Source organism: Pseudomonas sp. R76 (assembly GCF_009834565.1).
GTDB lineage: Bacteria > Pseudomonadota > Gammaproteobacteria > Pseudomonadales > Pseudomonadaceae > Aquipseudomonas.
In genome coordinates, this window is record NZ_CP019428.1 from 2961437 (window position 1) to 2986534 (window position 25098).

21 protein-coding genes are annotated in these 25098 nt (G+C 59.8%); 6 read left to right on the top strand and 15 right to left on the bottom strand.

What is annotated here, in order from left to right:
* Window positions 1-139 precede the first annotated feature (139 nt).
* Complete coding sequence (locus tag PspR76_RS13455) at window positions 140-1465, top strand: sigma-54 dependent transcriptional regulator (RefSeq protein ID WP_159955939.1); 1326 nt, start codon at window positions 140-142, stop codon at window positions 1463-1465.
* Between the two features lie 132 nt (window positions 1466-1597).
* Here PspR76_RS13455 and PspR76_RS13460 read toward each other — a convergent pair whose 3' ends face one another.
* From PspR76_RS13460 to PspR76_RS13490, 7 genes are all read right to left on the bottom strand, one after another.
* The gene (locus PspR76_RS13460; protein ID WP_159955941.1) at window positions 1598-2908 is read right to left on the bottom strand and encodes a hypothetical protein; all 1311 of its coding nucleotides are present in this window, start codon (window positions 2906-2908) and stop codon (window positions 1598-1600) included.
* 49 nt (window positions 2909-2957) lie between these two features.
* Complete coding sequence (locus PspR76_RS13465) at window positions 2958-3707, bottom strand: hypothetical protein (protein WP_159955943.1); 750 nt, start codon at window positions 3705-3707, stop codon at window positions 2958-2960.
* Between the two features lie 37 nt (window positions 3708-3744).
* Complete coding sequence (locus tag PspR76_RS13470; RefSeq protein WP_159955945.1) at window positions 3745-4422, bottom strand: C39 family peptidase; 678 nt, start codon at window positions 4420-4422, stop codon at window positions 3745-3747.
* A 62-nt stretch (window positions 4423-4484) separates the two neighbouring features.
* Window positions 4485-5180 (bottom strand): heme utilization protein, encoded by a 696-nt coding sequence (locus tag PspR76_RS13475; protein ID WP_159955947.1) that lies wholly within the window; start codon window positions 5178-5180, stop codon window positions 4485-4487.
* 66 nt (window positions 5181-5246) lie between these two features.
* Window positions 5247-5810: an adhesin gene (locus tag PspR76_RS13480; RefSeq protein WP_159955949.1), complete on the bottom strand. Its 564-nt coding sequence runs from the start codon at window positions 5808-5810 to the stop codon at window positions 5247-5249.
* On the bottom strand, window positions 5807-6265 hold the full coding sequence (locus tag PspR76_RS13485) for a hypothetical protein (protein WP_159955951.1): 459 nt from the start codon (window positions 6263-6265) through the stop codon (window positions 5807-5809). Before PspR76_RS13485 ends, PspR76_RS13480 begins: the two co-directional genes overlap by 4 nt.
* Window positions 6266-6580: 315 nt before the next feature.
* On the bottom strand, window positions 6581-7576 hold the full coding sequence (locus PspR76_RS13490) for a FecR family protein (RefSeq protein ID WP_159955953.1): 996 nt from the start codon (window positions 7574-7576) through the stop codon (window positions 6581-6583).
* A 152-nt stretch (window positions 7577-7728) separates the two neighbouring features.
* Here PspR76_RS13490 and PspR76_RS13495 point away from each other — a divergent pair, with 152 nt between their 5' ends.
* A complete protein-coding gene (locus PspR76_RS13495) occupies window positions 7729-7998 on the top strand; it encodes a PepSY domain-containing protein (protein WP_016979404.1) in 270 nt (89 codons plus the stop codon).
* An 18-nt stretch (window positions 7999-8016) separates the two neighbouring features.
* Here PspR76_RS13495 and PspR76_RS13500 read toward each other — a convergent pair whose 3' ends face one another.
* Complete coding sequence (locus tag PspR76_RS13500) at window positions 8017-13161, bottom strand: dermonecrotic toxin domain-containing protein (protein WP_159955955.1); 5145 nt, start codon at window positions 13159-13161, stop codon at window positions 8017-8019.
* A 169-nt stretch (window positions 13162-13330) separates the two neighbouring features.
* Between PspR76_RS13500 and PspR76_RS13505 the strand changes: the two genes are divergently transcribed.
* Entirely contained in the window at window positions 13331-14368 is a 1038-nt protein-coding gene (locus tag PspR76_RS13505; protein ID WP_159955957.1) for an Ldh family oxidoreductase, read from the top strand.
* Between the two features lie 61 nt (window positions 14369-14429).
* Here PspR76_RS13505 and PspR76_RS13510 read toward each other — a convergent pair whose 3' ends face one another.
* A complete protein-coding gene (locus PspR76_RS13510; protein ID WP_159955959.1) occupies window positions 14430-14750 on the bottom strand; it encodes a DUF883 family protein in 321 nt (106 codons plus the stop codon).
* 163 nt (window positions 14751-14913) lie between these two features.
* Here PspR76_RS13510 and PspR76_RS13515 point away from each other — a divergent pair, with 163 nt between their 5' ends.
* Window positions 14914-15168, top strand: a complete 255-nt coding sequence (locus tag PspR76_RS13515; RefSeq protein WP_003190904.1) for a hypothetical protein — start codon at window positions 14914-14916, stop codon at window positions 15166-15168.
* Here the strand turns inward: PspR76_RS13515 and PspR76_RS13520 are convergent.
* Window positions 15140-16060 (bottom strand): LysR family transcriptional regulator, encoded by a 921-nt coding sequence (locus PspR76_RS13520; protein ID WP_159955961.1) that lies wholly within the window; start codon window positions 16058-16060, stop codon window positions 15140-15142. The genes PspR76_RS13515 and PspR76_RS13520 overlap by 29 nt on opposite strands.
* Window positions 16061-16150: 90 nt before the next feature.
* Between PspR76_RS13520 and PspR76_RS13525 the strand changes: the two genes are divergently transcribed.
* Window positions 16151-17077 (top strand): carbon-nitrogen hydrolase family protein, encoded by a 927-nt coding sequence (locus PspR76_RS13525; RefSeq protein ID WP_159955963.1) that lies wholly within the window; start codon window positions 16151-16153, stop codon window positions 17075-17077.
* A gap of 106 nt (window positions 17078-17183) precedes the next feature.
* Here PspR76_RS13525 and PspR76_RS13530 read toward each other — a convergent pair whose 3' ends face one another.
* Genes PspR76_RS13530 through PspR76_RS13540 form a run of 3 tightly spaced genes read right to left on the bottom strand, consistent with a single transcriptional unit; the run spans window position 17184 to window position 19632 of the window.
* A complete protein-coding gene (locus PspR76_RS13530; RefSeq protein WP_159955965.1) occupies window positions 17184-17726 on the bottom strand; it encodes a GNAT family N-acetyltransferase in 543 nt (180 codons plus the stop codon).
* Window positions 17727-17731: 5 nt separating this feature from the next.
* Window positions 17732-18193: an LEA type 2 family protein gene (locus tag PspR76_RS13535; protein ID WP_159955967.1), complete on the bottom strand. Its 462-nt coding sequence runs from the start codon at window positions 18191-18193 to the stop codon at window positions 17732-17734.
* Window positions 18194-18204: 11 nt separating this feature from the next.
* Complete coding sequence (locus PspR76_RS13540; protein WP_159955969.1) at window positions 18205-19632, bottom strand: nucleobase:cation symporter-2 family protein; 1428 nt, start codon at window positions 19630-19632, stop codon at window positions 18205-18207.
* Window positions 19633-19866: 234 nt separating this feature from the next.
* Between PspR76_RS13540 and PspR76_RS13545 the strand changes: the two genes are divergently transcribed.
* Window positions 19867-21492 (top strand): methyl-accepting chemotaxis protein, encoded by a 1626-nt coding sequence (locus tag PspR76_RS13545; RefSeq protein WP_159955971.1) that lies wholly within the window; start codon window positions 19867-19869, stop codon window positions 21490-21492.
* Between the two features lie 62 nt (window positions 21493-21554).
* On the opposite strand, the gene PspR76_RS13550 is transcribed toward PspR76_RS13545, so the two are convergent.
* Both PspR76_RS13550 and PspR76_RS13555 read right to left on the bottom strand, forming a co-directional pair.
* Complete coding sequence (locus tag PspR76_RS13550) at window positions 21555-23234, bottom strand: M10 family metallopeptidase C-terminal domain-containing protein (protein WP_159955973.1); 1680 nt, start codon at window positions 23232-23234, stop codon at window positions 21555-21557.
* 296 nt (window positions 23235-23530) lie between these two features.
* A complete protein-coding gene (locus PspR76_RS13555; protein WP_159955975.1) occupies window positions 23531-24646 on the bottom strand; it encodes a Gfo/Idh/MocA family protein in 1116 nt (371 codons plus the stop codon).
* Window positions 24647-25098: the final 452 nt, after the last annotated feature.

The following is a 25098-nucleotide window of genomic DNA, read 5'->3' on the forward strand; positions in this document are numbered from 1 at the left end:
CACTGCAGAAGTGGCTTTTTGCCAACACTTATAGCGAAACGGTACAAGGCGCGCGTCAATACCTTGCTAGTGTTAGCGCCAGGTCTCACAAACCATTGTTTCTAAATAACTTTAATAATTCTGGCGCCAAGGAATAGTCATGGTTGTTACACCTGTCCAACGTCGCCTGCTCGTGGTCGATCCCTGTGAGGATTGCCACGCGCTATTACCCGGCTTGCGCACGGCCGGGTGGGAAGTGGACAGCTGTGCGCTGGGCGCCGTAGGTGATCGTTCCTGTGATGTGGGCTTGCTGCGCTTGCAGCCCGAGCACCTTGAACGCCCCGAAGCGGTCAAGGAGTTGATCAGCCGCAGCGGCACTGAATGGATCGCCGTGCTCAGCCAGGATGTGCTGCGCCTGCAAAATGTCGGGGATTTTGTGTGTGAGTGGTTTTTCGACTTCCACACGCTGCCCTTTGACGTGGCGCGCGTGCAAGTCACCCTCGGGCGTGCGTTCGGCATGGCACGCCTGCGGGGCAAAGGCTACGCGCTGGTCGATGAGCCCGAACATGAGTTGCTTGGCGATAGCCGGCCGATCCGTGAACTGCGCAAATTGCTGGCCAAGCTCGCGCCCACGGAATCACCGGTACTGATTCGCGGCGACAGCGGCACCGGTAAAGAACTGGTGGCCAAGACCCTGCATCGCCAATCCCAGCGCCATGCCAAGCCGTTTGTGGCGATCAACTGCGGCGCCATTCCGGAACACTTGATCCAGTCCGAACTGTTTGGCCATGAGAAAGGTGCATTTACCGGCGCGCACCAGCGCAAAGTCGGGCGTATCGAGGCGGCCCACGGCGGCACGCTGTTTCTCGATGAAATCGGCGACTTGCCCATGGAGCTGCAAGCCAACCTGCTGCGCTTTCTGCAGGAAAAACAGATCGAGCGCGTCGGCGGTAGCCAGCCCATCCCGGTGGATGTGCGCGTGCTGGCGGCGACTCACGTCGACCTGGAGGCCGCAGTGGCCAAGGGCACCTTTCGCGAAGACCTGTATTACCGACTCAACGTTTTGCAGGTGATTACCGCGCCGCTGCGCGAGCGCCATGGCGATGTGGCAATGCTGGCCAATCATTTTTCGCGTTTCTACAGCCAGGAAACCGGCCGGCGCCCGCGCAGTTTCAGCGAAGATGCGCTGGTGGCCATGGGGCAACACCCGTGGCCGGGCAATGTGCGTGAGTTGGCCAACCGCGTGCGGCGTGGCCTGGTGCTGGCTGAAGGGCGGCAGATTGAAGCCGTTGATCTGGGACTGCAAGGCGAGCAGGCAATCGCGCCGCCGATGGCTACACTGGAAGATTACAAGCACCGCGCCGAACGACAGGCGCTGTGCGATGTGCTCAACCGGCACAGCGACAACCTGAGTGTCGCCGCCCGCGTGTTGGGGGTTTCCCGGCCGACGTTCTACCGGTTGCTGCACAAACACCAGATCCGCTAGGGCGGGTAAACCGAAAAGCCCCGCAACGACCCTTATCGTTGCGGGGCTGATCGTTCCTACACTCTGCGTGGGATGATCGTTCCCACGCGCAGCAAAGGAATGTAGCCAGGGACGCTCCGCGTCCCGCCGTCCCTAGAAGTAATACGGAAACTTCAGACTAAACGTAAAGTCCGGCGCATCATCCGTCATCCCAATCGACAGGTTCGGCACAATCGTCAGGTTCTCCGACGCCGCAATCGTCATGCCCACGTTGAAGTAACCGGCGTTGGCATCGCTGGACACCACCGACTGCCAATCCTGGCCACTCTGCTTGACCTTGCTTTTACGTTGCACCAGGTCAGACACGGAAAACGACATACTCATCTTCTCGTTGAGGGCAAAAGCTACGCCCACACCGAGTTGGAAGCTGTCGCCCAGGCTGATTTTGCCAGGGATTTTCTGGTTGACGTTGGGGCTGATGTCGCTGAACGAGTCCTCGAAGTTATGGGTATAGGACAGCGAACCGAACAGTACGGCCGGGTCGAAGGTCTTGACCAGGGAAATACCCGGAGTCACCGACCACACACCGTTACCCGTAGGCAGGCTTTCCGGCACGGCGAGGTTATCGTTGCCGGGTTGCTGGATCAGCTTGATGCCGTAAGGGTCTTGGCCGGTGGGGGCCTTGACGCGAACCGACACCACCGCATCCGGCAGGTTGGCGCTCTCGTCGAGAAACTTGTACGCAATGCCGAAGTTGACATCGCCGATGGTTGGGTCACGGGTGACCGTACCTTCCGATGTGGCGTTGGAGCTGCCGCCGGCGCCTCCCGACTGGTAAGTCGATTCGCGGTACACCACCGGCACGTTCAAGTCGAACTGCCAACGGTTATCCAGGTTGTAGCGGCCGGTGAGGTCCAGGGTCCAGCTGTCCGACTTGATTCGGTCCAGGTTGATATTGCCGAGGAAAATCGAGTCCAGCGCCAGAAAACCGTTAAGCGACAACTGGCGAGCGTCATAGCGCGCATAGGTGATGCCGGTTTCAAAGCTGAACTTGCCGTTGCCGAAAAAGCCGCTGGCCTCGTTGTACAAGTTGCTCACGCTTTGCGCCGGGGCGGAGTCGTCCTTGAGGCTCTGCCCGTATGAACTGCCACCCGCTGCGCCGCCGGAGGCTGCAGCGGCGCCGACGCCACGGGTATTGCCGGCCACCGTGGTGCCGCCTTTCTGGAAGTCGGCAGGGGATTTGGCCAAGCGTTTTGGCGCGGGTGTGGCAGGTTGGTCTTCTACTTGGCGTACGCGTTGCTCCAATACGGCCAGTGCTTTTTGCTGCACTTCATAACGTTGCTTGAGCTCCAGCAGTTCCTGCTTCAACGTTTCGATATCGGCATCCGGCGCGGCATACAACATGGATGCGGGCAGGAGCGTACTCAAGCAAACCACGGCACGTAACGATAACGATCGATGCATGAAATAAGCCGTCCCTTTCTAATGCGTAAGTGTCGAGGCACAGCGTAGTTCAATATCCGGCAGGGCGTAGGCCTTTGAGTTGATCCAGGTTGAGGTTCTGCGTGATGTTGTTCAAACCGTTGTTGCCCAACACCACATTGAGCTGGGTCAAATTGTTCACGAAGTTACTGTTGCCCTGAATAACGGTGCCTTGCAGCACGTTGCCACCGCCGATTTGCTGCACCACATTGCCTTGGTTGTTATTGGCCTGGAGGGCCATTTGCAGCCCGCCATTGTTGGCCGTGACCGTGACTTGGCCCGCCGCGGTGCCTCCGGTAATCGGCTGGCCGGCCATCAAGGCCTGCCCGGATTGCACGTAGTTGGCAGGTGCCAGGCCGTTTTTGTTAACGTTAATATCGACGCCGTTGCTGGCGGTGTTGCCATCACCGGCGGCGCGCACGCTTTGCACGACGCCCTGGCCGCTGCCCAGGCCGGCGCCACCCACCACCGTGCCAGTGCCTTCAGGCTGCTTGATCACGCCGCTGCCGTCGTTGCCGGTAATCTGCACGTAGAACTGTGGGGTGATGGTGGACAAGTTGACCTGCATATTCGCGGTGCCGGTGACGCTCGCACCGGCGGCGTTGGTCCAGGTGCTGCTCATCACGATGCCGAAGCTGACAATCCGCCCGGGCATCACATAGCGCCCACGCAGGTCAGCCATTTCCGAGTCCTTGAGTTCGATTGGCTTGAACGCCGAGGAGGCGTAAGCCGGTGCTGCGGCTGCCAGGCACATGACCGTCAGCCAACGGAGAGTGTTCATCGTTTGCTCCTGGAGCGTCCTGCTCCTTATTGCGCTTCTAGAAGAAGTCGCTCTGGATGAAACCGAAGTCCATCAATTCACTGTCGCGTACCGGGCTGAACTCGTTCAGCTGGTTCTTGGCGGTCAGTGGGGCGGGCGGGGTGAGCAAGGCGTTGGTCTTGTCGTAGCCCTCGCCGATAACCGCGAACACGATGCCATTCCAGCCTTTGATGAAATCGTCTTTGGCATAGCGCTTGTTACCCAGCACGGGGTCACCGATGTACACCCAGTCCTTGTCGGCACGCTGCATCACCACGAAGTGCTTGTAGCCGCGAATCTCCAGCAGCACCACTACCGGCACTTTCACGGTGATCAGTACTTCGGGCGTAATCCGGTAGCCCTTGGCGCGCATGTGGATGCTTTCCAGGTAGCGCTTCATGTCGAGCATCGAGAAGCCCTGGGTGCGCACCAAATCCTGGTCGGCATTGACCAGCATGCCCTTGATGACGTGGTCTTCATCCACGTCCATCCAATAGGCTTGGCGCAAGATGGTCGCCAGCGCGGCGGCACCGCAGCTGAAATCGGTTTTCTGTTCCACCAGGTTGGCGAATTTGCGCTCGCGGATGCTCTCGACCTTTTTGTACATCAGCCCGCCACCGGGCATGACGATTGCCACTTGGCCTGCCCAGGTCGGGCCGGTGAGTGCGAGCAAAAGGAGGACGGCAACGAGGCGCATGATCGTATGACCTGTTGGACACTGGAAATAAAAAGGGCCTTGTTGCCAAGGCCCGATCTGGATCAGAAGCGAGTGATTGCTACGTTGTTCTGACCTTGGTTGTTGCTGCCCGACAGAACGTTGGAGTTCGATACGCCCGAGCTGTAGTTCATCGAGTTGTTCACGCTGGCGTTGTTGACCACAGGTTTGGTGCTCCAGCCGTGGCCGCTGCTCAGGTTGAGCGTCAGGTTGCCCGACACGTCCTGCACGCCGGTGACCGCTGCTGCGCCGCCGTCGCCATTGCCCGAGGCAATTGCAGTGCTGTTGCTGGCTTGGTTGGAGGTGCCAGACGCTGCGTTCAACTGAATGATGCCCGATGCGTTGTTGCCGCTGTCGTTGAGCGAAGCGTTGTTTTTGGTGCCGCTGTTGAGCACGAAGTTGCCGGTGTTCGATTGTGCGGTACCGGCGCTGGCGAACACGAAGTCGGCATCACCGGAAACGATGGCCACGTCGTTTTTGCCTTGGTTGTTGTCACCGCTCAGCACGTTGCCGTTCGCTACGCCACTGCTGTGGTTGTAGGAGTCATTGGCCGAAGCGTTGTTTTTGGTTTTGTCATTGATCACCACGTTGTAGTGGTTGCTTTGACCGTCCAGAGTCGTCGCGGAAGCGGTCGTTGGCGCAGGCTGAGGATGATGGTTAGGTTGACCCGCTTGAGCAGCAACAGCCATGAGCGCAGCGAGAGCGAAAGCCAGTGGTTTAAGAGCCATTGTAGTTTTCATGGTGTATCTCCTTGCTTCTATTAGTTGGTTAAGTGTTGGTACGGTCTAGCTATCGACTCAGCTCCATCAGTTGAGTCGTACATTCAGGGTGTTAGCCACTCGGTTCCCCACCCCGGCGCTCTGGTTGACCTGAACCACTCCACGGCTGCCGGTGAAGGCCTGGTCGCTGGTAACGACCTGGCGGCTGCCAGTGGTAGAGGTCAACCCTGAGTCGGTTGCAAGCGCAACGGTCTGTTGCGACATGACGCTGTCGTCGATGCTTTGCGGGCCAGCGCTGACGCTGATTCGCACGGCATTGATCATCTGGTTCTGGGCCCCGGCGGACTGGTTGACGCTCAGTGCACCGTTGCCATTGCTGAAAGAGTTGCCCTGGATCGCGGCCTTGGCGTTGAGGGCGCGGTCGGCGGCGGCGCCGCTGATTTTTTGCGTGACGGCGATGGTCGTCTGGGCGTTGTGGCCGACGGTGATGGCAACGTTGTTACTCAGCTGTTGCTGGTCGCCGGCGGCCTGGTTGACCGTGACCACGCCGTTGTATTGCTTGCCCGAGTTATCGATGGTCGCGTTGTTATTGCTGTCGGCCATGGCCGCTGTGCAACCGAGCGCGGCAAGCAGCATCCAGGAGCGGTTCATTTCATTGCCCCCCCGACCATGCCGCTGATGTTGTTCAGTGGGGCGAGGCCGCTGGAAATCGCGCCGTTTACCGTGCCGGCGATGCCGCCGCCGCTGCCGCTATGGCCCGCTGCGCTGCCTGCACCGAGGTTGTTGGCACTGCCGATATTGTTCAAACCGGTGATGTCGCCATTGGGCATGATGCTGCGTGTAATGCTGGAGCCACTGCTGATGCCCGCGATGTCGTGGTCGCTGAGCTCATTGGTGGAGGCGCGGAAGATTTGCGCAGACGGGTTGGCGTTGACGGTGGTGGGGTAGGGGGCGGTGCCGCTTGTACGGCCGATCGAATACGGTTGCACCTGGCGTTCAATCACGATCACACCATCACCTTCCGCGAGCACTGGGAGGCTCACACCGGCACTCAGTGCACAGCTGATCAGCAGGAGGCTCAAGGAGCCTTGATTGTGTGTGTCCATGGCAGTGTTCCTTATTCTTCGCGCTGACCCTAAACAGCGCTGTAAGGGAAAGAGCAGAACGCGTGCCGCTTTTGATTTTTCTTGAATATTCAGTAGGTTGCGATTAATGCGTGGGGTGGTGACGGCCGAAGTGTTTCATCCGCGCAACACTCGCCCTGCGGCTGTCTATGCGCAGCCCCACCTGTTGGCTGTCTCAGCGATGAAACACTGCACATGACAAAGCCATGAATCCGCGCCGGGCGGGCGGTTCAGGCCAGGGAAGTGTTTCAAAAATGGACACCACGGGCGCAAGCGAGCCCGTGTGAGCAGGCAGGCTTAGCCCTTCGGCGCTTTACGCGGGATGGAATTGAGTACGGGGTTGCCGTCCTGATTCTGGGTCAGGTAGACCGGCAAAACCTTGGGCAGGGAAGGGACGAGGTTGTTGACCTCATTGATGTTGTAGATGCCGCCAATGCGAATCGCCCCTGTATTGGCATCTGCCAGCATCACCGGTTTGTTCAGGTAGCGGTTGATCAGCGGCAACGCGTCGGCCAGGGCCAGGTTGTCGAGCACCAACTTGCCCTGGCGCCATGCCAGGCCGGCGTCGTTGGGGTCTATCGCGGCGACTTGCGGGGTGGCGTCACCCGTGTGGTAACTGGCTTGCATGCCAGGGCTGAGCGGCACGCCGGCGTGCTGCGTATCGCTGGAAATCTGCACCGAGCCTTCCAGCAACATCACCCGGACCTGATCTTCATACTTCCATACGTTGAATTGGGTGCCGGTGACCCGAACCTGCCCGTCACCGGCCTTCACAATAAACGGGTGACCGCGGTCATGGGTGACCTTGAAAAACGCTTCGCCCTTTTTCAAGGTGACTTGGCGCTGATCCTTGTAATTGCGGTAGACCAATTCGGTGCCCAGGTTCAACTCGACTTGGCTGCCATCGCCAAGGGTGACCTTGCGCAGGCCATTGGCAGCATCGAAATGCTCATAGGCACTGGGCAGCCAGCCTGCTTCCCAGCCCGTGAAGGCTGCCAGCGGCAAGGCGGCGAGGCACACTGCTGCAGCGACGGCGTAAGTGCGCAAGCGGCTGCGCTGCTTGAACGGCAGTACCACCGGCGAAGGCTCGCTGCGCGGCAGGTGGTCGGCCACGTCCCAGATTTCCAGCATGGCCGCGTATTCGAAGGCGTGCAGCGGGTCGGCATCGTGCCATTGCGTAAACGCCCGACGTTCTTCAGCCGTGCAATCACCGGCATGCAGGCGCATGCACCAATGCGCAGCGGCGTCGGTGATGGCGTCGTATTCGGCTTCTGAAAGGGAGTTTTCGCTCATTAATCCATCCTGATTTCGCACATTCTAACCTCCCGAGGCGGATGGCGAGAACAACCATCATGGCGATTGCACATCAATTGGAACTTATTCTCGTTTGGAAAACTCAGAAATCACAGGACACGAGTCCGTCATTCCCACAAAGGAGTACGAACATGCTGAAGAAAACCTTAGTCGCCCTGTGTGCAACCACCGCTTTGCTGAGTGCCGGCGCAGCCCTGGCCGATAAGCCGGGCGCGGGCTGGATTACCATTGAAAAGGCCATCGAAGTGGCCAAGACCAAGGCCGGGTACGTTGAGGTCTACGCGGCCGAAGCGGACGACAATGGCTATTGGGAAGTCAAAGGCCGCAAGTCCGATGGCACGGTCTATGAAGCACGTATCGACGGCGCCTCGGGCAATATCCTGCGTGACCAGAAAGACTGAGGCACTGCCGGGGGCCGCTCAGGCTCCCGCATCCAGCAAACGGCCCAGGTGAGTAATCAGATAAGTCACTGAGTCGGCGTTGGCCAAAATGGTGTCGATTCGCTTGTCGGGGTCACTCATGAATACCTGCCGGGCGTCATCAAGGTCCTTGGCGCCCGTGGCGCTGAGGACTTTTTGTTTGATGTAATGGGTGCCGCTGTCCGCACCGTAGTCTTCCCATGTCGCCGATAAATCATCCCAGGTCTTGAACAGCATTGTGGCGGGTGTCAGCGTCGACAATGCGGTCTTGCGCAAATCTTCCAGCGTCGTCTTCATCAACTGCGCACCCGGCTGCGCAGGGTTAATCAAGTCGGGAAAGGGGCGCATCGTGTCCATGTACGCGATGTCTTCGGTACGCAGCCTCAAGTGCGTCAATTCGTGAATCAACGTGCTGGCCCTGGCGTGGGCCGAGATATCGAAGGGTGAGTTCAAGCGGTTCTGGTACTCGTCCATGTCCGGATCAAAGAACCGGTTGAGCAAATACAGTTTGCGCTCCCGGTCCTCAGGAATCACAAAGGCGTATTCCTGCGCCATGCTCACGCGGCTGGTGCCGCTGACAAAACGTTTGGAATCGGGCCCGGTCAAGCTGGGGTCGCTTAATTCATCGAGTATGCCATCGATAATTTTCTCGACCCGACTGAGCTGCTGCGGGCTGATGCTGATCACACCGAACATTTCCCCCAAAAAAAGGCCGACGCGGCTATTGGGATCACGTTGCAGCGAAAAGTGCGCGATGTTGCGCTTGCAGGTGACGCCGTAATAAGTCGCCACGTTCAACGCTTCATTGATGGCCTGGGCTTTCCAGTTGGACAGGTTGGCAATCGCGCGTATGCCGCTCGCTTCGATGTTGATCGTCTCGCGCTCGCCGTTGCGCGTTCTGTAGCGCGACAGTACTTTGCCGAAGCGCGGGTTATGCCGACGCAGGTCCAGCACCCATTTACCTTGTGGGTTGCGGCCCACGTAGGCGCCGTTCAGTGGGTCCTTGGACAGGCGCCAGTGCTGGGCGGTTTTCTTGACTGAGTAGACTTTTCCGTCCAGTGGCACATAGCTTTTTGACCTGGACTTGTCGTGATAGACATGGCTGGTGGGGCTTTTTTCAAGGTCCTTCAGCGCGATATCGTGATCTTCGAAAGGCTGTAACTCAGTGCGCGAGGGGGCGGTGATGTCCAGGCTGCTCAGGCTTGTCGCCGTGGGCAGCGTGTCGTCCGACAGCTCTGCCAGCGTGACGGGTTTTTCTGTGGGCGGCGGTTTTGCGCTGCCGTCCAGTTCCCCACGCAGCGCCGCCATTTGCGCCACGCCCGCGATAAAGTCCTTCAAGGCAGCCCTCCACTTGTGCAACTGCAGCGCCTCGGCTGAGCGTTTGAACAATCGGTAGCTGCGCCACACCACCAGAGGGTACGCAAGTTTTCCGGCCATGAAGCGCACGGCCGTGGGAATGTCCTCGCCCAGCAGGTTGACCGCAGTGTCCCATAGAACTTTGGCGTCTTTCTTGAACTGGCAAGCCAGCATCTTGAGCAGCATTTGCGTGTTGTCGCTGAACAGGGCGTGCAGGGCGTTGCCGCTCACCGCAGACGCGGCGAGACGGATGTCGGAGGGGCGATGCCGGTTGTTTTGCAGCAGGTTGCGGTAAGTGGCCTGATGCGCCAGCTCCAAGTGCCGCAAGGTCCAATCCTGAAGTGCACCCGGCTTTTCCAATTCATCCAGCAAGGCTTGTTCGTTTGCATACTCCTTGAGCACATGGTTTTCGCTGTAGGGCGCATATAACACCAGCGGCCCGGCGCTGCTGCTTTCAGGGCCAATCAGGTACATGCCCAATGCCTTCACGGCCGCAGCGCCATCGGTCGCTATCAACGCCAGCGGGCGAATAATGGCGGTCGCGCCCGCAAGGGTTGCGCGTGCCAGGGCATCGGGCATGTTGAAAACCTGCTGGATGTAGCCAAGGGCCCGCGCTGTAAGGCGTTCCTGCAGCTTTTGCTCGTGGGCGTATTGCAGCATTTGCCAAGGCAACTGACGGCAGAACAGGCGCCGGCGTTTGCGCGCCGCTTCGGTCTGGGCGTTGAGCGTGTTCTGTACCACGCTGTGGTAAGCGGTTTTAAGGTCCAGCTGCCGGACCATCTGGATCACCGTACTGGCGTCCAGTGCAGGCGGCAGCGGCGTGGCAGTGCGTGAACGTGGACGCAGGTTTTCGGCTTCCAGGTCCGGCCAGTGACGCACGGCAAAATCGGTCAGGCTCAATACATGGACGTCCAGCGCCTGGTGCACCGGCAGTTGAATGTCATCCGGCGAGAGGTCAAGGTCGGGAAACCGTGCCTTGAGCAGTGCCTGCAGGGCTGTGAACGCATGTTTGCGCACGGGCACGATGCCGTGCAAGTAGTCTTTTTCGTCGGGTGCACTGTTGTGGTATTGCTCAAGCAGTTCAGCGTGGTGGATCTGGTCCTGAGTCGTTGCCATGCCCAGCCACACGGGCAGCGCCTGCTGGTTGACGAGGGCGCCGGCCACCGCGATCGCGCGTGCCAGATTGGTGGGCGCGGCCTGCTCCAGCACGTTGTCCAGGCGGTCTTGCAGGGCACGCGCGGGTAACTTCATGGAAAGCAGGTGATCAACCCCGTCCATCACGTAATCGCTGTAGGTTTGCAGGCGGTTGTTCAGTACGTTGTCATCGATGCGTTGCAGCGGGCCCAACCGATACACCTGATGGGGCCTGCGCAGGGAGACGGGCAGGTTTTCCAGCAGGCTCAAACGCTTGATCGGATGCGCCAGGCGCTGTGTCAACGCACTGCGCAGGGTTTCAATCGACGTAAACACTTCATGGCCCAGCCGAGGCGTCCACAGCACGACCCGGCCTGAGCGTTCGGGGTCAATACCGCCGCGTTCAGTCAGTACAAACAGGTTGGCAAGGGGGCTGGTGGCCGCCGAGGTGCCAATACCCAGTGTCAATGCGTAGGCATCCGGCAAAAAGCCGTTGAGGCCGTGACGGGTCAAGCGCAGCAGGCTGTCCGGCCGCAGCACCGTATCAAGCACCGCCTGGCTGCGGGCGGTCATGGTTTTACCCAATACCCGCATTTCGGCCTCGCTTTGCAACCCAAGGCGCATTGAGTGGGCATGCTTGTCACGGGCGTTGCCCAAAAACAGGCGTGGGAGGTTATGCATATCGTTGTCAGCAAATACCTTCAACACTCGGTCAATCACGTCGTTGAAAGTGCTCAGGGTCATGCTGTGCAACTGCTGGGCCACACGCGGGTTGAGCTTTTTGTAAAAGCCGGTGGTGTCGGCGCCGGCAATCGGTGCGGCTTCAAGGCTCAAGCGCTCGATGAAGTGCTCTACCATGCTCAACGACGACACGGGCGGGCGCTCTTCACGTTCCTGGGCTGGCGTTTCGTAGCTGTTGATGTAGACCTCATCGGCCTTCACCTCCAATTGCTGTGCCTGCAGCTGCGCGTCCAGGGCAAGGGTGACCATGCTGCGCAAGGTCGGATGCTGTTTGCGCTCGATGGCCAGCGCCTCCTCGGCCGCCGTCAGGCGTTGAAGGTGCAGCTTGGCGCGCTCGGCTTTTACCGTAGAGGGGCGGCTGTTACCGCTGGTGACCGGATGAACCGTCCAACGCCCGGCGGTGTCCAGCGGTGCCAGGCGATCGTCCAGCATCGTGCGTATATCCAGGGCGCAATCGAGCAGCGCAGCCAGGTCTACCTGGCCGTCGCTGCGCCGGTAAAGTTCCAGTGCGTGGTTCATATTGCTGATCTGCTTGAGTGCAATGTCTTCGACCATGCCGGTGAACACGCCGCCTGTGACGGGGCCGGCCGCGATGTTTATCTGGTCCAGGCTCATAAACGTGTTGCGTTCATCCAGGGAGAGCACGTTGAGCAACTCATCTTCGTGCCCGGCGGCCTTGAGCATGCTCAACAAGGTGTCTTTCAGATCATCGAGGTTTTCGAGCACCTGCAATCCGCGCGATTGCGTGTAGAGGTAAGCGTGTGTTTCGCTGAGCATCAGCGTGCCGGCCAGCTCCACATAGTGCTGATACGGCGCGTAAAGCCGCACTTTCTCCACGCTCAGGCGGCTGGCGTAGTGGCTGCGGGCGGTCTGGTCGCTGAGGAACAGCGCCTGGAGCGTGTGGCTTTGGTCGGCAGTGAGGGTTTCTTGTTGGCGCTTGAGCAAGATATCCAGACGAAACTTGTCAGCCATGACCTGCGCGAAAAAATCCAGGCGCGAGGTGCCGCTGCCGGTGTCCTCGTTCCAGTAAGTCTGCAGCAGGCTGTCCAGCAGCTTTGACAAGATGCTGGAGGTCTGTTCGACCAGCGTTTCCCAATGCTGCTGATCTTGTTCCAGTTGGGGCTGGGTGAAGGTGCTGGTGACATGCCGGGGGTTAATGAACTCGCGGGTTTGCGCCTTGGGCCAGGCATGTCGTACATAAAACTGCAGGAGCGCTTCGCTTAACGGTTGGGACTCGACCCAGCGTCGACCGCCGCCCCCCGGCATTTGCACAAAACAGTTCACCTGCGTATGGCGTTGATCCAGCCCTGGGAAGTCAGCGCGCGCCATGATGCCGAGCAGCGTATCGAGCATGCCGGGCAAGGTCGGGATTTTTTGCAGGTGCGCAAGCATCGCCTGCACGTTGGCGTGCTGGCAGGCCTGCAGCGTCTGCTCCTGGTCCACTTGCACCGAGCCTTCGATCGTTGCAGTGGTCAACATGATGGTGGTGCCGACAGGCAACGCGTTGCGCTGGGTAATCGACAGGAAGCTCAGCCATTCGACGCGCTGCACCGGGTCGACCAACTGCTCGCCCACTTCGGTGAGCAGCGAAGCATGATCGTCAGCAACCTGAATGCCGCCATACGGGGTGTACAGCAGGGCCTTGGCACCATCCGGGCTGGGGCTCATCACAAATGCACCGGCGATGGGCGTCGCCGGTTGACCTGAGACGTTGATCAGCAGTCTCTCGACGCGCATCGGATGGCCGCGCAGTTGGGTATCCTGGCGAGCGGCATCGCTGGCGTAGTAAAGGTTATGCAGCCAATCAAGGTCTTGGGTGGTGAGCCCCAATGCGCGCTCGCGGTCGCTGGGGGTTTTTCGACTGATGGGCTGCAGGAATTCGTCGAAAAAGTACGGTGGGGTGACGCGGACCATGATCAGTCTCCAGTGTGCTCGGAAGACGACAGGGTAAGTACGCGTGATTGGCAGGCCGGGGTACATAATCAGCCCCTGCGCAAGTTGACAGCAGGCGCCGTGCGTGGTGTTTTATCGAGGCCTGTATGTTCATTCGTTGCGCCCTCCAATCATAAAAACGGAGCTTCAAATGTCTGCGCAGTCTCCGACACTGGCTACGGCTTCAACCTCCATCGGTCTTACTGAGCTGGTGGCCTTGCTACAACAGATATTCGTCCGGCACGGGACCTCGCCCGAGGTGGCCGCCATCCTGGCGCACAATTGCGCCAGCGCCGAACGCGATGGCGCCCATAGCCATGGCATCTTTCGCATCCCCGGTTACCTCAGCACCCTGGCCAGTGGCTGGGTCGACGGCAAGGCCCTGCCGGTGGTCACGGATGTGGCCTCCGGTTTTGTGCGCGTTGACGCCTGCAACGGCTTCGCCCAACCCGCATTGGCAGCTGCGCGCGCGCTGCTGGTGGAAAAAGCCCGCAGTGCCGGGATTGCGCTGCTGGCCATTCACAACTCTCATCATTTCGCCGCGTTGTGGCCGGATGTCGAACCGTTCGCCGAAGAAGGCCTGGTGGCGCTGAGCGTGGTCAACAGCATGACCTGCGTGGTGCCCCATGGCGCCGACCGGCCGCTGTTCGGCACCAACCCGATCGCGTTTGCCGCGCCACGGGCAGATGGCGCGCCGATTGTGTTTGACCTGGCCACCAGCGCCATCGCCCATGGCGACGTACAAATTGCCGCGCGCAAGGGCGAGCGCTTGCCGCCGGGCATGGGCGTCGACAGCCTGGGCCAGCCGACCCAGGACCCCAAGGCCATCCTTGAGGGCGGGGCGCTGCTGCCGTTTGGCGGGCACAAGGGCTCGGCGTTATCGATGATGGTCGAATTGCTCGCGGCCGCCCTGACGGGGGGGAACTTCTCGTTTGAATTCAACTGGTCGGATCACCCCGGCGCCCGCACGCCGTGGACCGGGCAGTTGCTGATCCTGATCGACCCGAGCAAAACCGTCGGGCAAAACTTCGCCGAGCGCAGCCAGGAATTGGTGCGGCAGATGCATGCGGCGGGGTTGCGGCGGTTGCCGGGGGATCGGCGCCATCGCACACGGGCGAAGTCGCAGGAAATGGGGATCGAGATTGACGCGCAGGACCTTCAGCAGTTGCAGGCACTGGCCGAAGGCTAAAAGGGGCTGCGCCAGCGGCGCAGCCTCAAGGGTTTAGCTGCGATGGCTTAGCAGCGATGGCTTAGTTGCGACGACCGAGCAACAGGCCCACCACCAGGCCAAAGCCTGCGGAAATCGCTACGGTCTGCCACGGGTGGCCACCGATGTAGGTCTCGGTGGCATCGACCACCGGCTTACTGCGTTCACGCACGTTGGACACCGATTCCAGCGCCTGCTTGAGCTTGATGGCGACCTGCTCGCGCAAGGTTTCGCCTTCTTCGCCTACCAGGGCGGCGCTGCTCTTGAGCAGTTTGTCCGATTCTTCAATCAACGCCGTCAGTTCACTGAAGGCTTGATCCTTGATTTGGTCTTCGACAGCTTGGGCAGCGGTTTTGCGGGCCATTGTGTGACTCCTTGCGAGTGAATGTGACAGTGAACAATGGAGTATCGGGCGACGGCAAAAGTTGCAGATTTTTTGCCGCGAGCTATTTGGGGGTAAAATCCGAATCAGGATATTTCGACCTACAGTGTAAGATGTCACCTATTTGTGCAGCAGGTAATTCAACATGAGCTTCAATCTGGCCAACAAAACCCTCGCCGAACGCGCCGAGCTGGAAGATGAAAAGTCCCGCCTCTACGACCTGTGGCAAACCAACCTGGGCAAGGCCAAAGGCGAAGCGGCACGCTTGTTCGGCGAGCGCGCCAAGCGCAAAGGCAAGTGGGCCGAGTGGGTGCGCGCCGAGCTTGACGGCATGTCGCCGCCGGAGTTTTCCAACATGGTGCGCAGCGAAGTCAACAAGCTGATGGCGGCGGCGAAATAAAGCACGCCACAATCGCCTCGCGTACTTTCAGCAACAGCGGATCCAGCTGCGCCTGGGTGCGCCAACCCAGTTCCACCGGGTAGCGTGGCAGCGCCAGCGGGCAGGGCAGCACACGCAAGCCGGTCATCTGCGCAATCGCCTCGGCGGCATGCCCGGGAATCGTCGCCACCGCCGCGCTGCCCTTGAGCAAAAACGGCAGCGCGGCAAAGTGGCTGGTCGACGCGCACACCTGGCGGCTCAACCCCTGCGCCGCCAAGCCTTCATCGGTAATCCCGATAAACCCGCCCGATGACACCAGCACATGCTCGCGTGTGACGAATGCCTCCAGGCTGATGCTGTCCTGGCCCGGTGCCAGACTCGCCGGGTCCACCAAGCAGCGATAATCACCTTCGCCCAACACTTGTCGGCTCAGCCGGCGCTCGGCAAAACCACCGGCCGTTATTGCCAGGTCAAGGGTACGGTCGAGCAGGGCCGCGGCGACGATCTGGCTGTGGGTCTGGCGGAAGATCACGCGCAGCTTCGGCGCGCGCCGTGCAATCTCCTCGATCAGCCGACGGCCGTGGGCAATCTCGAAATCATCGGATAAACCCAGCACCACCGAGCGCCCCTGATAGTGCGGGTTATCCGGGTTAATCATCGCCAGGCTCTGGCGGCAGCGGTCCAGCGCCTCGCTGATCACCGGCTTCAACTGGTTGGCGCGCAAGGTTGGCGCCAAGCCGCGCCCGGTACGCACAAACAATTGATCGCCATACAGCTCGCGCAATCGCCGCAAGCCCGCGCTGATTGCCGATTGGGTGACGCCCAGGCGCAACGCCGCGCGGCTGGCGCTGGACTCGTCATGCAGGGCTTCGAAGGTTTTCAGCAGGTTCAAATCAACCTGGGCGATATTCATTTGGCTCATATCATTTAGCACTGAGGTGGGCTTTATTCATGATTGCTGCGCGCCGGAGAATGGGCAACCCCAATATTCGGAGTGAGCGTGATGCCTGTTTCAACTGTGGCTGCTTTGCAAATCGGTTCGCTGCCAGGTGGCAAGGCCGACACCCTGGCGCAAATCCTGACGTATGAGCACGATATCCTGCGCAGTGGTGCGCAACTGGTGGTAATGCCCGAGGCCTTGCTGGGTGGCTACCCCAAGGGCGAGGGCTTCGGCACGCAATTGGGCTATCGCCTGCCGGAAGGCCGCGAAGCCTTTGCGCAGTATTTTGCCAACGCCATCGATGTGCCTGGGGTCGAGACCGAGGCGCTGGCCGGGTTGTCGGCGCGTACCGGTGCCAGCCTGGTGATCGGTGTGATTGAGCGCAGTGGCAGCACCTTGTACTGCACCGTGCTGTATTTCGAGCCGTCGGGTGGCCTGGTGGCCAAGCACCGCAAGTTGATGCCCACCGGCACCGAACGGCTGATCTGGGGCACCGGCGATGGCTCGACCTTACCGGTGATCGACGCCGCGGTCGGCCGCGTGGGTGGCGCGGTGTGCTGGGAAAACATGATGCCGTTGCTGCGCACGGCGATGTACGCCAAAGGCGTGGAGGTCTGGTGCGCGCCCACCGTGGATGAACGTGAAATGTGGCAGGTGAGCATGCGCCATATCGCCCATGAGGGCCGCTGCTTCGTGGTCAGTGCCTGCCAGGTGCAAGAATCGCCGCAGGCGCTGGGCGTGCAGGTGGCCAACTGGCCGTCAGACCGCCCTTTGATCGCCGGCGGCAGCGTGATCGTCGGGCCGATGGGCGATATTCTGGCGGGGCCGTTACGCGGCGAGGCGGGGCTGTTGACGGCGCAGATCAACACCGATGATTTGGTGCGCGCACGTTATGACTATGACGTGGTGGGGCATTACGCGCGGCCGGATATTTTCGAGCTGGTGGTGGATGAGCGCGCCAAGCCTGGCGTGCGCACCGTCACTGATTAAAACGCGGTAGAGCACACTGTGGGAGCTGGCTTGCCTGCGATAGCGGCGTGTCAGTTGACACATTTGTGCCTGACCCGGCGCTATCGCAGGCAAGCCAGCTCCCACACTAAGCGCGTGATTCCAACCATTCCTCGCGGGTTATCTCCCAAATGTCCCGCGGGAAGCTGCCTGCGACAAACTGGCCTTCATCCGTTCGGATCAGGCGCATACCGGTGCGTTCGGAAATCCGCCGCGAGCTTAAGTTTGGCGCGGCTTTGGGCACGCGCATCCGTGGGCGTTTGAGTACCTCGAACCAGAACTCCGTCACCGCCGCACTGGCTTCGCTCATAAACCCTTGGCCTTGCCATTGCGGGCCCAGCCAGAAACCTCGGTTGTCGTCTTGCTCGTCCGTCAGGTTGATATTGCCGATCAACTGCTCCGGCGGACTTTTGAGGCGGATCGACCAATGCCATTGGTCGCCACTGGCCATGCCCGGCAAGGCCACCTCTTCAATATAACGGCGCGCGCCGTCGGCCGGGTACGGCCAGGGCACCTGGGCATTGAGGTAGCGCACCACTTCCCAATGCGCGAACTGCGCCTGGGTGGCCTCGGCATCGTCGAGGGTCAGCGGGCGCAGGATCAGTCTGTCGGTGAACAACGTCGGTTGCATGGCGTTTACCAAGTGGCCGTGTTTGGCAGGTTCAAGGTGCCGCGGTCGACAAAGCGCATGGTGCCAAACAGCCCACCTGCGAGTTTGCCGCGCAATACGTAGGGCAGGTTGTTCAAACTCTGGGTCTGGCTCAGGCCCAGGGTCTGGCGCAACACGGAAAACGCCGAAACGCTCACCGGCACGGTCAGTACCGTCTCGGAAAAGCGTGGGATATTGCCGCTTTGATCACTCACCCCCGACGCCAACGGCCGGCCATTAACGTCCAGGTCCAGGGCTACGCCGCTATAGTCGATCGCCATTTCATTGGGGTTTTGCACCCGCAGCTTCACGGCGAAACGCACTTCCAGGTCCTGGCTTTGCAGCGGCTCGATGCCCACCACCGTGATATTCACCGGGTCGCGGTTGGGGAACAGCGCGCAGGCGCTCAAGGTCAGCAGCAGTAACGATAGAACCATAAGCTTGCGCATATAAGGTGCTCCTATTTCGTGACGTCCGGGTCCTGCATGACCTTGAGGGTAGAGGACTCCGGATCAAATTCATCTTCTTCCAGCTCTATGAACTCTTCCGGCAGGAAAATGTTCAGCAGGATTGCACAGAACGCGCCCACGGTGATCGGCGATTCGAAGATGTTGTGCAGCGCCTTGGGCAGGTCGCGCAACACCTCCGGCACGGCGGCCACGCCCAGGCCCATACCCAGCGAGATCGCCACGATCAGCACATTGCGCCGGTGCAGCCCGGCTTCGGCGAGGATCTTGATCCCGGCCACGGCCACAGTGCCGAACATGATCAGAGTAGCGCCGCCGAGCACCGGTTTAGGCATCAATTGCAGCACCGCGCCGATCATCGGGAACAGCCCCAGCAGCACCAGCAGGCCGGCGATAAAGTACGCTACATAGCGGCTGGCCACGCCAGTCAGCTGGATCACGCCATTATTCTGCGCGAAGGTCACCATCGGCAGGCTGTTGAAGGTCGCCGCCATGGCCGAGTTGAGGCCATCGGCCAACAGGCCCGACTTAATGCGCTTGATATACAGCGGGCCTTTGACCGGCTGCTGGGAAATCATCGAGTTGGCAGTCAAGTCACCGGCGGCTTCCAGTGGCGAAATCAGGAAGATCACCGCGACCGGAATAAACGCCACCCAGTCGAACGAGAAGCCGTATTTGAACGGCACCGGCACGCTGATCAGCGGCACTTGCGGCAAGGCTGCCAGGTCGACGCGCCCCATCCACCAGGCCACGACGAACCCCAGCGTCAGGCCGATCACGATCGAACCCAGGCGCAGGAACGGATTGCTGAAGCGGTTCAGAACCACAATCGTCAGCAGCACCAGCGCCGCCAGGCCCATGTTGCTCGCCGCGCCCAAGTCGCTGGAGCCAAAACCGCCGGCCATGTCGGTGACCGCCACTTTGATCAGCGACAGACCCATCAAGGTAATGATCGTGCCGGTTACCACCGGGGTGATCAGTTTGCGCAATTTGCCGATGAACTGGCTGAGCACCACTTCGATAAAGGCCGCGAAAAAGCAGATACCAAAAATGGTCGAGAGGATTTCATCGGTGCCGCCGCCCCGGGCCTTGACCATAAAACCGGCGCTGAGGATCACGCTGATAAACGAAAAGCTGGTGCCCTGCAGGCACAACAGGCCCGAACCGACCGGGCCGAATGTGCGCGCCTGCACAAAGGTGCCGAGCCCCGACACGAACAGCGCCATGCTCACCAGGTACGGCACTTCGCTTTCAAGGCCAAGTACGCCGCCGACGATCAAGGTGGGGGTGATGATGCCGACGAAACTGGCGAGCACATGCTGCAGCGCAGCGAAAATCGCGGCGGTGAAATGCGGGCGGTCTTCCAGGCCGTAGATCAGGTCGGATTTATAGCGGGGGCGAGGGGTTTGAGCGTCAGACAAAATACAGGCCCGGTAGGGAAAGGGGCGCGCAGGATGCCAGAAAGTGCCTGCAGTCAGAAGTGTGTAAAAATATTTCGAAACATCCTGCATAAAATTCACACGCCGGCCGATACCGTAGGTAAGCCCACCCCACTATTACAACAAGGGTGCGCAAAGGTCAGAGCGGCGCGTTGACGCCGACTGATCGTGTCGCGGCAGGGACGCTCGCCAACACTACTTCTCGAGAGCATCCCTATGTCCCTTCGTCATCTGAATATTGCCCCTCGCGCGTTTCTCGGTTTTGCGTTCATTGCGTTGCTGGTCGTGATCCTAGGCGTGTTTGCCGTCAACCGCATGACGACTATCCGCCAAGCATCGCTGGACATGGGGACCAACCAGCTACCGAGCGTGAAGTTTCTCGGCAACATGACGGAAAACGTTCTGCGCCTGCGCATTTTGTCCTTCCGCATCCTGATCAACCGCGAGCCCGCGGCCCTGGACGAAGCCAAGGTCCGCGTGGGCGTTTTGGTCGACAAGGTCAAGCAGGCTCAGAAGGCTTATGCGGTCATGCCGGCCGGCGCGGAAGAGGCGGCTTTGTACAAAACCTTCGCCGCGACCCTGGACAGCTACTTCACGGCCCAGGCCGAGATGATGTCGCTGTCCCAGCAGAACAAAGTCGAGGAGATGCGCACGCTCATCAACACGCGTATCAAGGACGGCACCGACCTGATGGGCGAGCAGTTGAACAAGCTGATCGCCATCAACAGTGCCGACGCCGATCAGGCCGGGGTTGAAGCGCAAGGCAGCTATCAGCAAGCAGTCACCGGGATCATCATCGTGTCGGTCGTGGCCGCCTTGATGACCGTGCTGCTGGCCTGGCTGCTGACCCGTAGCATCGTCACGCCGCTGCGCAAAGCCGTGGAAGCGGCCGAAACCATCGCCGGTGGCAACCTGAGCAAACCCATCGAAGACGATGGCAAGGATGAACCGGCGCGCCTGCTCGGTGCCTTGTCGGCCATGCAAACCAACCTGCGCCAGACCATCCAGCACATTGCCGGTTCAGCCACGCAACTGGCGTCCGCCGCCGAAGAGCTGAGCGCGGTCACAGAAGAAGCCTCCAAAGGCCTGCAACAACAGAACAACGAAATCGACCAGGCTGCCACCGCCGTCAACGAGATGACCGCCGCCGTGGAAGAAGTCGCGCGCAACGCGGTGTCCACCTCCGAAGCCTCCAGCCAGTCCAACCAGGCGGCACGTGAAGGTCGTGACCGCGTGGTGGAGACCGTCGGCGCGATCCAGACCATGACCCAGGACGTACAAAACACCTCGGTAATGATCGAAGGCCTGGCGACTCAAGGCCGTGACATTGGCAAGGTACTCGACGTGATTCGCGCGATTGCCGAGCAGACCAACCTGCTGGCGCTCAACGCGGCGATTGAAGCGGCCCGCGCCGGTGAAGCCGGGCGTGGCTTCGCGGTGGTCGCCGATGAAGTACGGGCGTTGGCGCATCGCACCGCGCAGTCGACCCAGGAAATCGAAAAAATGGTCGCCGGCATCCAGACCGGCACCGGTGAAGCCGTGCAATCGATGCAGCAGAGTAACCAGCGCACCCAGACCACCCTGGAAATGGCCCGCGCTGCGGGCGTGGCACTCGAGCAGATCACCCAGTCCATCAGCCTGATCAACGAACGCAACCTGGTGATTGCCAGCGCGTCGGAAGAACAGGCCCAGGTTTCCCGTGAAGTGGACCGCAACCTGGTCAACATCCGTGACCTGGCGACCCAGTCGGCAGCCGGGGCTAACCAGACCAGTGCGGCCAGCCATGAGTTGTCGCGCCTGGCGGTGGATTTGAATGGGATGGTGGCGCGGTTCGTTATCTGATTTGAATGCGCGCGGGAGTGGCGGTTTGCCGCTCCCGGTCTTGGCGTTAAGAGATCACCGCATTACTGGAACTGGACGCCAATAACATCTTGCCTTGTGATCGGCTTCGTACTTCTTACCAAAAAGTCGGTCCTGCGATTTCCCGTCATATCGATACCGATGTAGTACCGATTGGTTGCCGGGTTAACGGTAAGAACAGTGTCGCCAATTCGTCCTGTGTACCTATTGACGTGGTTGAGCGTTACCTGTGAGTTTTTACTTAGGTTGCTTAAGTCGATCTTGTCCTTGGCTGTCGTGAAGTTTGTGAGCAAGTCCGAGTTTTGGTAGGGGGAGTCGGAGACTGCGTCATAGTTATAGGTTTTATAAGCCGGGGGTGCAGGATCTGGCATGGGCGGTGTGATCGGTAGTTGTGAATGGTCGCCGGTAACTAGGTCGCCAGGTTTTATCGGGTTCTTGCTTAGAATAACCAGCATGGAGCCAATGTTGTCCAGCACAAGTATCAATCTGTGCATCTTGAAATTTTTATCGTAGTCTAATGCCAGTTCGCCTTTATGACCGTCTAATTCAGCGGCCCGATCGGTGAGTACGCTGGTGATTTTCGGCTTCGCAATACCGGCGTCCTTCAATAGTCCGGAAAGATCAATTCTATCGACACCACTAACAAAGTCTTCCAGTATGTCCGGGCTTTCCATCGGCGAGTCGCTGATACGGGTGTAGACAAACGTATCCGCGCCGCCGCCGCCGTGCAATCTGTCCGCACCCGCACCTCCCGTCAGGCGATTGCTGACCTGGTTGCCGATCAGCTCGTCATTCCCCGAGCCGCCAATGGCATTTTCCACAACAACGCCCTTGGCAATCGACACATTGCCTTTTCTGCCACCTACGTTCGAAAGCTGCTCGGCGTTCAGGTCGATCTTCTGGTTTTGCCGGTAACCCGAAAAATCCAGGGTGTCATTCCCGCCGTTGTCCCATACGCAGATCGCGGTCAGGTCATCGGGGGAGTTCAAGCGGTAGTAATCGCGGTCAGCATTGGAGTTGAAGCCGTAAGTGGTATCACCCGTGCGGGTTTTATCGTTGGCGCCGTAGAGACTCTGCCCAGCGGTAATATCACGCATCATCGGCGTCGCGGTGCTATCCGAGATGCTGGAGCCATGCTCATCAAAGGGCCGCCAAAAATGGGTGTTGTATGACATGGCCGTATGGGTCTTGTTGTTTTCGGGATGACGTCCGACCGGGTGCCCCAGCCCCAGGCTATGACCGATTTCGTGAATCATTGAAGAGTTCAGAGGTAGATTCTTGTTGCCCAGGCCGATTCCGATGCTCATGAGCCCACTGTAATCGGAAGGCATTGTGGCGTAACCACCCACGCCGTTATTGCCATGAACAACCAGCATGGCGTCGGCGTCTTTTGCATTCTCGGTAAATTTGACCTTAATCACGTCCTCCCACGCCTTGATTGAACTTCTGAAGGCTTTTTTTCTGGCGTCGCTCAGTGCCAGTGTTCCACTGCTGTTATGCCAGGGATCTTGAGGGTCCGATGAATCGAAGAATCTGTAGCCGATGGTTATTTTGCCATCGCCGTTTCGATCTTTGATTCTATGGTTTTCACGGGTGAGCTGTGCAGGGATATCCCCTTCAGGCGAAGCACTTGGCCAGTCCTGTTTAACGGGGGAAGAAGGATGATCTAATGTGGGCTGAGGGGCGTAATAAGGTGCGCTCGTGTTGGTTCGGGTAATAGACATGGCAATCCCTGGCATAAGAGAGAAGTGAGAAGTAGTGCATGGGTTAGTGGGTGTAAACGGTAAAGTAAGTCTTTCGGCAGGGAATGCCAATCAGGGGTATATGTCTATGTATGACTTAAATGTATATTTTTTAAATGGGCAGTTAAATAGAGTGTTGAAGTTGTGCGAGAGCAGGGGTGATAAAGAGTGTAGGTGTGTCGGGGTTTATTTGTTTAGGGCGAGAGAAAAGTTACCCCGCTCATGCAGGTTGACGTGCATTGGGCGTACACGCCAACCCCACGAAGCGCGCGAGTTGTCTAAAGTTCGCTGACCTCAACCCACCGTTCTTGAATGGCCGCCAGGCGAATCGCCGTTGCCAGTTGCTCGACTGCCCAGGCGCCCTCGAAATCAGTGCCATCCGCGCCGTGCCCCGCCAGCGCCATGATCAACTCGTGCACTTCCAGGGTCTTCAATTCGTTGTAACCCAGTTGATGCCCGGCGGCCGGGCTGAATGCGGCGTAGCCGGGCAGGGCGGGGCCGGCCAGCACACGCTGGAAGCCGTCCTGGCCGACGCGGCAAACACGCAGTTCATTCAAGCGCTCCTGATCGAACGCCAAGGTGCCTTGGGTGCCGCTGATTTCAAAGCTCAGGTGGTTCTTGTAGCCATGCTTGAGCCAACTGCTGCTCACTGTGCCACGCGCGCCATTGGCGAAGCGCAGCAGCGCATGCACCTGGTCATCCACGGCGATGGGTTTGAGGTTGCTGCTGCCTTTGACGACTGGGCGTTGGGCGTGCACGGTCTGGGTGTCGGCGCACACGCTGTGTACATCGCCGACCAAATAGCGCGCCATCGACAGCAAATGGCTGCCCAGATCCGCCAGGGCACCTCCGGCGTGTTCCACTTCGCAACGCCATGACCAGGGTGAACTCGGGTCGGCCATGAAGTCTTCGCTGAATTCGCCCTGGAAGCTGATGATCTCGCCCAGCTCGCCCTTGGCAATCATCTGCCGGGCCAGGCCGATCATCGGGTTGTGCTGATAGTTGTAGCCGACCCGCGTGACCACCCCGGCTGCACTCGCGGCGCGGCGCATGGCGTCGGCCTGCTCCAGGCTGACGGCCAGCGGCTTTTCGCAATACACCGCCTTGCCTGCGGCGATCGCCGCCATGGCCATGGGGTAATGCAGGTGATTGGGCGTGGTGATGGCCACGACATCGACTTTGGGGTCGTCGATCAACGCCTGCCAGTCGCCATGGGCCTGGGCAAACCCCCATGCGCTGGCGCAGCGCTGGGCGCGCTCGGTATCGGCATCGGCCAGGGCGGCCAATTTGAGGGTGACCGGCAGTTCGAATACCGCGCGGGCATTGTTGAACGCCAGGGCGTGGGCGCGCCCCATGAAGCCCGTGCCGATCAGGCCGATTCCGAGTTCACGCATAGCGGTGGTCCTTTGGATTATTGTTTTCAGGAGGGCTATTAATGGAATAAAAATTCACATAATTCAAGATATGGAATAAAAATTCATTCCGCCCGATCGTCCCCACGCTCCGCGTGGGAATGCCGCCTGGGCCGCTCCGCGTCCCGCGAGTGACGCAGAGCGTCACGGGATGCGTTCCCACGCAGGAGCGTAGGAACGATCATCATCATCATGCGTAGTAATCCGATTGTTCCCACGCTCTGCGTGGGAATGCCGCCTGGGACGCTCCGCGTCCCGCGAGTGACGCAGAGCGTCACGGGATACATTCCCACGCAGGAGCGTGGGAACGATCATCATCATGCGCAGTAATCTGATTGTTCCCACGCTCTGCGTGGGAACGCCGCCTGGGACGCTCCGCGTCCCGCGAGTGACGCAGAGCGTCACGGGATGCATTCCCACGCAGGAGCGTGGGA

What these genes read in the sequence shown, in the direction of transcription:
- PspR76_RS13455 (WP_159955939.1), top strand. Translation starts at nt 140, where the DNA reads ATGGTTGTTACACCTGTCCAACGTCGCCTGCTCGTGGTCGATCCCTGT.
- PspR76_RS13555 (WP_159955975.1), bottom strand. Translation starts at nt 24,646, where the DNA reads ATGCGTGAACTCGGAATCGGCCTGATCGGCACGGGCTTCATGGGGCGC.
- PspR76_RS13485 (WP_159955951.1), bottom strand. Translation starts at nt 6,265, where the DNA reads ATGGACACACACAATCAAGGCTCCTTGAGCCTCCTGCTGATCAGCTGT.
- PspR76_RS13515 (WP_003190904.1), top strand. Translation starts at nt 14,914, where the DNA reads ATGAGCTTCAATCTGGCCAACAAAACCCTCGCCGAACGCGCCGAGCTG.
- PspR76_RS13470 (WP_159955945.1), bottom strand. Translation starts at nt 4,422, where the DNA reads ATGCGCCTCGTTGCCGTCCTCCTTTTGCTCGCACTCACCGGCCCGACC.
- PspR76_RS13520 (WP_159955961.1), bottom strand. Translation starts at nt 16,060, where the DNA reads ATGAATATCGCCCAGGTTGATTTGAACCTGCTGAAAACCTTCGAAGCC.
- PspR76_RS13475 (WP_159955947.1), bottom strand. Translation starts at nt 5,180, where the DNA reads ATGAAAACTACAATGGCTCTTAAACCACTGGCTTTCGCTCTCGCTGCG.
- PspR76_RS13500 (WP_159955955.1), bottom strand. Translation starts at nt 13,161, where the DNA reads ATGGTCCGCGTCACCCCACCGTACTTTTTCGACGAATTCCTGCAGCCC.
- PspR76_RS13465 (WP_159955943.1), bottom strand. Translation starts at nt 3,707, where the DNA reads ATGAACACTCTCCGTTGGCTGACGGTCATGTGCCTGGCAGCCGCAGCA.
- PspR76_RS13505 (WP_159955957.1), top strand. Translation starts at nt 13,331, where the DNA reads ATGTCTGCGCAGTCTCCGACACTGGCTACGGCTTCAACCTCCATCGGT.
- PspR76_RS13460 (WP_159955941.1), bottom strand. Translation starts at nt 2,908, where the DNA reads ATGCATCGATCGTTATCGTTACGTGCCGTGGTTTGCTTGAGTACGCTC.
- PspR76_RS13480 (WP_159955949.1), bottom strand. Translation starts at nt 5,810, where the DNA reads ATGAACCGCTCCTGGATGCTGCTTGCCGCGCTCGGTTGCACAGCGGCC.
- PspR76_RS13545 (WP_159955971.1), top strand. Translation starts at nt 19,867, where the DNA reads ATGTCCCTTCGTCATCTGAATATTGCCCCTCGCGCGTTTCTCGGTTTT.
- PspR76_RS13530 (WP_159955965.1), bottom strand. Translation starts at nt 17,726, where the DNA reads ATGCAACCGACGTTGTTCACCGACAGACTGATCCTGCGCCCGCTGACC.
- PspR76_RS13550 (WP_159955973.1), bottom strand. Translation starts at nt 23,234, where the DNA reads ATGTCTATTACCCGAACCAACACGAGCGCACCTTATTACGCCCCTCAG.
- PspR76_RS13510 (WP_159955959.1), bottom strand. Translation starts at nt 14,750, where the DNA reads ATGGCCCGCAAAACCGCTGCCCAAGCTGTCGAAGACCAAATCAAGGAT.
- PspR76_RS13490 (WP_159955953.1), bottom strand. Translation starts at nt 7,576, where the DNA reads ATGAGCGAAAACTCCCTTTCAGAAGCCGAATACGACGCCATCACCGAC.
- PspR76_RS13525 (WP_159955963.1), top strand. Translation starts at nt 16,151, where the DNA reads ATGCCTGTTTCAACTGTGGCTGCTTTGCAAATCGGTTCGCTGCCAGGT.
- PspR76_RS13535 (WP_159955967.1), bottom strand. Translation starts at nt 18,193, where the DNA reads ATGCGCAAGCTTATGGTTCTATCGTTACTGCTGCTGACCTTGAGCGCC.
- PspR76_RS13495 (WP_016979404.1), top strand. Translation starts at nt 7,729, where the DNA reads ATGCTGAAGAAAACCTTAGTCGCCCTGTGTGCAACCACCGCTTTGCTG.